The organism is Bifidobacterium sp. (assembly GCF_050874245.1).
Lineage (GTDB): Bacteria > Actinomycetota > Actinomycetes > Actinomycetales > Bifidobacteriaceae > Bifidobacterium.
In genome coordinates, this window is record NZ_JBNMKH010000151.1 from 1 (window position 1) to 2,293 (window position 2,293).

The 2,293-nt window shown below is 60.3% G+C and carries 1 protein-coding gene, 1 tRNA gene and 1 pseudogene; 2 read left to right on the top strand and 1 reads right to left on the bottom strand.

Annotated elements, in window-relative coordinates; genetic code table 11:
* Window positions 1–124: pseudogene (locus tag ACR0P8_RS09370) on the top strand (glycosyltransferase family 2 protein); the annotation flags it as partial.
* Between the two features lie 384 nt (window positions 125–508).
* Here ACR0P8_RS09370 and ACR0P8_RS09375 read toward each other — a convergent pair.
* Entirely contained in the window at window positions 509–2,068 is a 1,560-nt protein-coding gene (locus tag ACR0P8_RS09375) for a C69 family dipeptidase (RefSeq protein WP_432624800.1), read from the bottom strand.
* Between the two features lie 126 nt (window positions 2,069–2,194).
* Here ACR0P8_RS09375 and ACR0P8_RS09380 point away from each other — a divergent pair.
* Window positions 2,195–2,267 (top strand) — tRNA-Lys (locus ACR0P8_RS09380).
* The last annotated feature ends 26 nt before the right edge of the window (window positions 2,268–2,293 follow it).

A 2,293-nucleotide genomic window follows, 5' to 3' on the forward strand; every position in this document is an offset into this window, starting at 1 on the left:
CACGATCTACAAGGACGTCCGCAAGAAGGCGATGTCACGCGCGCTGAATCTGCACGGGTCGGTCGGACGATTTGTGATTCGCAAGGGATATTTCGTCGCGGAACACGTGGTCGGCTTCAACTGATTGTGGGCTCTGTTCGCTGGTTCGGCATTTCCGTTTGACGTGCGTCGGCCGGACGTTCCGGCTGGCATTCCGTTTGACGGACGGGCTGGCGTTTTGGCGGTTTTAGCTCCAGGAAAGCGGCTATCTCACTTATTTGTGGCAGATTTCACCTTTCCGGCACCGCTATTTCGCTTATTTGTGGCACCATAATGCGTTTGCCCCGAGTATGAACGTTGGAATTCCAAGGCTCATACTCGGGGTAACGCGTATCAGGTGCCACAAATAAGGCAATTAGAGGCAATTAGCTGGTCCGGGGGCTTTGCAAGGCAGCGCAGAATCGCCCGCACAGGTCACTGGCGCTGGTTCCCCGGGAGCAGGCACCCGCACCAGGCCGCCCGCACAGGCTCAGTTCCAGCGGTCGGACATGGCGAAGCCGTTGCGCATCAGGTTGCTGGACGTGTACAGCACGTCGTTGAGCAGCTTGGTGGCATGCTTGCGCAGGTATTCCGCCATTTCGGTGTTGGCGGATTCCAGACGTGCGGAGGTTGGGCCGGCCGCGGTCTGCCCTGCGTTCTCCGGCTGCTCTTCCTGCTCTGTCGGATCTTCCTGCTTCCGCTGCTTCAGCCCCTCCAGCGCCGCATCCGTGCGTTCGACCAACCGATGTCCGAACACGCGCACGCCCTCCGCGAACGCCTCGATGACATTGTTGGTCTCATAGAAATGCGCGTCGGCGAGCGCCGCGATCAGACGGTTCGTCCAATACAGGCAATCCGTGGAGACCTCCGGCGTGGTGTCACGCAGGTACGCCGGCGTATCGTCCACGTTCGCATAGAACGGCGCCGCCGCGGTGAACGCGCCGGAACCGTAGGAAATCCACATGATCGAACGGTTTTCCGCGGGCGCGTACGGACGAATCTGCATGGCGACCATGTGTCCGGTGCGGTTGATGCCGATCGGACGGTAGCGATGGCGGCTTTCCGGGGTTCCCTGCGTTCCGTACGGATCGTAAGGGGTGCCTTCGAAATGCGATCCCAACAAAAAGTCGACGTCTTCGATGGTCACCGCGTTCTCCGGTTCGACGCACCACGGAATATCGTCCGATTCGGGCGTGTGCCCTTCCGCATCAGCGGGGTTGAGGTAACGGTGCATGTACCAGGCGCGCGGCGTGTTGTAGATGTGGTCCTTTGTGGTGGCGGTGCCGAATATGATGCGCGGATTGCAATGGCTACCGTTCATGCCGCCCTGCGCGCCCGCCGCGCGACCAAGTCGATGCCGTTCGATGAAGTCCGGCAGATCGGCGCTGCACATGAATTCGCGTGCGTCGCTGAACGCGTCGTCGAAATCGAAATAATCGATGCCCAGCTGGTTGGGGATGATGGCGCATTTCTCGTCCGGCACGCGACGGGCGATCCAATGGTGGCCGCCGATGGTCTCGACGTACCAGATCTCGTCCACGTCGGAAATGATGATGCCGTTCGATTCGTACGTTCCGTAAGTTTCGAGCAGTTCCGCGAGACGTTTCACGCCTTCGCGCGCGGTGGCGATGTACGGCAGGACGAGGGTGATGATGTCCTCCTCGCCGATGCCGCCAGGCGTTTCCGCCCTGCCCGTGGTTTCGTCGGCCGGTTGCAGCTCGACCATCGGATCGGCGGCGAGCACGCGTTCGTTGACGGCGATGGTTTCGGTGGCGCTCATGGCCACGTTATGCTCGTTCACGCCCGCTTCCGCAAGGATTCCACGGTTTGGCAGCACGTTCGGCACAATGCTGTAGCGGCATGGGTCATCGGGAAGGTCGATTTCGACGTGGCTGAGCACGCTGCGGTAGTGCCGCGGCTGCTCCTGCGGCGCGACGGCTATGAATTTCTTGGGATCGTAACGGCCGGAACCGGAATCATCGTCGCGGGCGATGATGGTCGAACCGTCGTAGCTTGCTTTTTTACCTACAAGAATCGTGGTGCATGACATGGTTTCGATTGTAAGGGCCGTGGGTACACGATGTGGGCACGCGAGGCGCGAACGTGGGGCAAACGTGAGGCGAAAGACGCCCGCGGTGGCGATTCGTCCGAATATGCTGTATACTATGTTGCTGTTGCCCCTCTAGCTCAACGGTTAGAGCAGCGTCCTTTTAAGTCGTGGGTTGTGGGTTCGAATCCCACGGGGGGCACCGGCCAAAAGCCTTGAAAGCCAATG

Coding starts and splice junctions, on each gene's coding strand:
- ACR0P8_RS09375 (WP_432624800.1), bottom strand. CDS start 2,068: ATGTCATGCACCACGATTCTTGTAGGTAAAAAAGCAAGCTACGACGGT.